Origin of the sequence: Halalkalicoccus subterraneus, from assembly GCF_003697815.1 — an archaeon.
Lineage (GTDB): Archaea > Halobacteriota > Halobacteria > Halobacteriales > Halalkalicoccaceae > Halalkalicoccus > Halalkalicoccus subterraneus.
Genome location: NZ_RDQG01000050.1, coordinates 1 through 4,303 on the forward strand (window position 1 = coordinate 1; position 4,303 = coordinate 4,303).

The window sequence follows — 4,303 nt, forward strand, 5'->3', positions numbered from 1 at the left end:
CGTCGATCACGGGAAGACCAGCTTGCTCGATAAGATCCGCGGCTCGGCGGTGATCGAGGGCGAGGCCGGCGCGATCACCCAACATATCGGGGCGACAGCCGTTCCCTTAGAGACCGTCTCGCGGGTCGCAGGTAGCCTCGTCGATCCCGACGACTTCGATCTTCCGGGCTTGCTCTTCATCGATACGCCGGGCCACCACTCGTTTACCACGCTACGCTCGCGGGGGGGCGCGCTCGCGGACATCGCGATCCTCGTCGTCGACGTCACCGACGGCTTCCAGCCCCAGACCATCGAGGCGATCGACATCCTCCAGAACTCCTCGACGCCATTCGTCGTCGCCGCGAACAAGATCGACACCGTTGCGGGCTGGAACCCCCAAGAGGACAGTCCCGTCCAGCAGACCTACGACGCCCAGAGCGACCGGGCGCGCTCCCGACTCGACGAACGACTCTACGAGCTCATCGGCGAGCTCTCGGATCACGGCTTCTCGGCCGACCTCTACTGGCGGGTCCAGGACTTCCAGAAGAACGTCGGGGTCGTCCCCGTCAGCGCCATGACCGGCGAAGGCATTCCCGACCTCCTCACGGTACTCATGGGCCTTTCCCAGCGCTACATGAAGGAGGCGATGGCGATCGACATCGCGGGCCCGGGTGCGGGCACCGTATTGGAGGTCAAAGACGAGAAGGGCTTCGGCGCGACCGTCGACGTGGTGCTCTACGACGGCACGGTTCGCGAGGACGAGACCATCGTCGTCGGCGGGACCCACGAGCCGATCGTCACCGACGTGCGCGCGCTGCTCCAGCCCCGCCCGTTGGCGGAGATCCGCGCCGAAAGCCGGTTCGATCGGGTCAATGAGGTCGGGGCCGCCGCCGGGTTGAAGATCGCAGCACCAGATCTGGAGGACGCGATGGCCGGCGCACCCGTTCGCGTGGTTCGGGACCGCGAGATCGACGACGTGATCGCGGAGGTCGAAGCCGAACTGGCCGAAGTCGAAGTGAGCACCGAAGAGGAGGGCGTCGTCGTCAAGGCCGATACCCTCGGAAGCTTGGAAGCGATGGCAAACGCGCTGGCCGAAGCCGAGATCCCGATCATGCGCGCGGAGGTGGGCGACATCGCCCCGCGGGACGTCTCGGTCGCGAGCACGGCCGACGAGCCGATCCACCAAACCATACTGGGGTTCAACGTCGAGCTTCTCGGCGACGCGAAGCATCACGCCGACGACAACGAGGTGCGGATCTTCCGCGACGACGTGATCTACCAGCTCGTCGAGGAATACGACGAGTTCGTCGAAGATTCGCGTCGCGCCCAACAAGAAACCATCCTGGAGAACATCACCCGACCCGGCCGGTTCCAGCTGCTGATGGACCACACGTTCCGACAGAACGACCCCGCCGTCGTCGGCGTCGAGGTCTTGGGTGGTACCGTCCGGAACAACGCCCAGGTCGCGAAGTTCGAAGGCAACGAACCGAAGCGGGTCGGCCAGATCAAGGGCATTCAGGAACAGGGCGACGACGTCGACGAGGCCCGCCAGGGCAAACGCGTCAGTGTCGCTATCGACGGCCCGACGGTGGGGAGACAGATCGAGGAGGGCGACGAACTCTGGATCGAGATCCCCGAGAAACACGCGAAGATCCTCGAACAGGAGCTCACCGAGGACATCCCGGCCGACGAACGCGAAGTCCTCCAGATGTACCTCGACAAGCAACGACGGCGCGACCCCTTCTGGGGCAAGTAACTCAGTCGATTTCGACGGCGCGTTCGAGGAACTCCTCGCCGGTCCAGTACCACGCCGTGACCGACTCCTCCGGTAGCGAGACGATGACGTAGTAGGTGTCGGCCCACGTCGCCTGCGCGCGGTCCGTCGCACTCGGCTCCGAAGGACCCTCAGGATGGGAGTGATAGAAGCCGAGGAGTTCGCCGTCGGATTCGACGGCCTCGATCGCTCGCAGCTGTTCTTCGGGATCGATCTCGTAGCGCCTCGTCGGGCAGTCCGCGACGTTCGGGACCGGGTCCGCCGAGGTGACCGTCTCTCCCTCACCGCCGAGTACGCCACAGACCTCCTCGGGCGCGCCCGCGCGAGCGTGAGCGAGAACCGAGTCGTACGCGCCGCGCGAGAACGAGAGGAGCGGCGTCACGGTGGTCACCGCGCTATCGCGCGGTCGGCGAGATGTCGTCGTTGATCGCGTGTTTGACCTGGAGGGCGGCGCTGGCGGCCAGCCCGCGGGCGACTTCCTCGCGGTCGTTCTCGGTGATGTACTCCTCTGCGTCCAGGTCGGGTTCGAACCCGGCGCTGATCGGGTGGCCAATGGGCGGTTGGACCGCGACCATCGCCTCGGGCCCGCTTTGCCCCTGGCTGACTTCCGCGCCGACGACGTACTCGTCGGGGAGATACGCCCGGACCCGTCGGGTGATTTCCGAGAGGTCGGCCCGAAGCGTCCGGCGTTGATCCGCCGTGAGTTCGGGAAGCTCGTCGGGCATCTGCTGGCCGGCGTTCGTCGTCTCCGGCAACCCAGCGTACGGCGTGTTTCCGTTCATAGAATCGAGTCGGCTTCGATAGGACCCCACGGAGCAAAAACCCGTCGGCCCGTCAGCCGGTCGCTTCGACCAGCGAGACGACCCGTTCGCGCAGCCGCGCGGAATCGAACTGGCCAGCAAACGCGTCGAGCGCGTCGGTTCCGATCCCCTCGGGGAGGAGTGCCTCGAGCGCACCCGCAGCCGGGAAGACGCCCCCAGCGACGTAGGCCGTCTCCACCTCGGGCTTCCAAACCGCGAAGGTCCCCTCCATCTCGAGTGGCGTTCCCGCGAACTCGACCGTCGTCGAGAACCCGCCCACGCTGACCTCGCGCGAAAACGAGGGGAGCGGTCGCTCGGCCCGATACTCGACGAGTTCGCCGTCGATTTCGGGGTGGGGATCGACCGGGTCGACCCGCTCGATCGATTCGAGTCCCCGAGTTCGAAACCCCGATTCGACGCCGGCCATGGCGTCGTCGACGAGTCGTTCGGGCGTCGCAAAGCGCCGGCCGATCCCTTCGAGGGTCATGCGCGAGGCGACGAAGCGCGCGAAACTGCGATCGACCTCGCCGCGCGATAGCTCCGCGATGGACCGGCGAGTCTCACTGTGGTCGTACGTGTGAGTTCGCTCGTGGACCGACAGCGCGTCGATTCCTCGGTAGGTGACGTCGTACTGGTCGCTGCGTTCGCCGTACCGTTCCCATTCCGAGAGCGCTTGCTCGTCGATGACGGGCCAGGGGTACCGCTCGCGCGTGCTCTCGAGACAGCCGGCGAGCGCGGCCGCTCCACCGACGCCGACGAGGAACCGTCTGCGTTTCACGGACAAAAGGACACGGCTACGGCTGATAGTTATGGCGAACCTATCGGATCGGGCGGCTGCGACCGTAGACCGCGAGGACGACCGCCGTCGCGTAGCCCTCGTCGGGTTCGGCGCGGACGGTGGCGATTTCGGGCTCGGAAAACGACCACTCCCTGAGCAGCTGGCCCGCAGTCAGTCCCGATTCGACGCGGGTCTCCGTCCGCTCGACTGGCTCCTCGCCCGCCGCCTCGTAGAAGAGCCCGGGCCCCTCTTCGCTGTTCGCCCACGCCAGGGCGGCACTGACGGGTTCCTCGGCGCTCGTCGCGCGGGCCTCGACCACCGTCACTCCCTCGCCGGCGGGGCCCAGATCGGGAGCGCGGTCGACGAACTCGACGCTCGCGTCGGCGGGAATGACGGAGGAAACGTGCGTCAGGTTGTAGTTGTGGACGTTGGCCTCGGCGAGGGCGGCGTCGTACGAAGCCATCTCCGTGGGGGCGCATGCGGCTCCCCGAACGATCCGGATCTCCATGCCCGAACTCCGCCGGGCGCGGACAAAGGGGGTTCGATTCAGTAGACGTAGTAGCGGGTGTCGTTCTCGGCATCGGTGGAGACCTTCTCGAGGGCCTCCTCGAAGTCCTCCGTCCGGACTTCAGTGCGGTCGTCGCGAACTGCGAACATCCCCGCCTCCGTACAGAGACTCGCGAGTTCCGCGCCGCTGAATCCGGCGGTGTCCTCGGAAAGCGCCTCGAAGTCGACGCCCTCGGCGACGTTCATCTCCGCGGTGTGGATCTCGAGGATCCGCGTTCTGCCCTCCTCGTCGGGTTCGGGCACCTCGATGAGCCGGTCGAACCGGCCGGGCCGGAGGATGGCGCGATCGAGCATGTCGAAGCGGTTCGTGGCGGCGATGATGCGGATCTCCCCGCGCTCGTCGAAGCCGTCCATTTCGCTGAGCAGCTGCATCATCGTGCGCTGGACCTCCGCGTCGCCCGACGT

6 protein-coding genes are annotated in these 4,303 nt (G+C 66.7%); 1 reads left to right on the top strand and 5 read right to left on the bottom strand.

What is annotated here, in order from left to right; translation table 11 throughout:
• Nucleotides 1-1,735: translation initiation factor IF-2 (infB, locus tag EAO80_RS12470; RefSeq protein ID WP_245998609.1), on the top strand; the 1,735-nt coding region annotated here is incomplete at its 5' end.
• A 1-nt stretch (nt 1,736) separates the two neighbouring features.
• On the opposite strand, the gene EAO80_RS12475 is transcribed toward infB, so the two are convergent.
• From EAO80_RS12475 to EAO80_RS12495, 5 genes are all read right to left on the bottom strand, one after another.
• On the bottom strand, nt 1,737-2,144 hold the full coding sequence (locus EAO80_RS12475) for a desampylase (protein WP_211330703.1): 408 nt from the start codon (nt 2,142-2,144) through the stop codon (nt 1,737-1,739).
• Between the two features lie 4 nt (nt 2,145-2,148).
• A complete protein-coding gene (locus EAO80_RS12480; protein WP_122090213.1) occupies nt 2,149-2,535 on the bottom strand; it encodes a DUF5811 family protein in 387 nt (128 codons plus the stop codon).
• 52 nt (nt 2,536-2,587) lie between these two features.
• Nucleotides 2,588-3,331: a hypothetical protein gene (locus EAO80_RS12485; RefSeq protein ID WP_122090214.1), complete on the bottom strand. Its 744-nt coding sequence runs from the start codon at nt 3,329-3,331 to the stop codon at nt 2,588-2,590.
• A gap of 40 nt (nt 3,332-3,371) precedes the next feature.
• Nucleotides 3,372-3,839, bottom strand: coding sequence for a pyruvoyl-dependent arginine decarboxylase (locus EAO80_RS12490; RefSeq protein ID WP_122090215.1), 468 nt, complete (start codon nt 3,837-3,839; stop codon nt 3,372-3,374).
• Between the two features lie 38 nt (nt 3,840-3,877).
• Nucleotides 3,878-4,303, bottom strand: a 426-nt coding sequence (locus EAO80_RS12495; protein WP_122090216.1) for an AAA family ATPase, incomplete at its 5' end; no start/stop codon positions are given.

Excerpts from the sequence above, each read along its gene's own strand:
- EAO80_RS12480 (WP_122090213.1), bottom strand. The coding sequence starts at position 2,535 with ATGAACGGAAACACGCCGTACGCTGGGTTGCCGGAGACGACGAACGCC.
- EAO80_RS12490 (WP_122090215.1), bottom strand. The coding sequence starts at position 3,839 with ATGGAGATCCGGATCGTTCGGGGAGCCGCATGCGCCCCCACGGAGATG.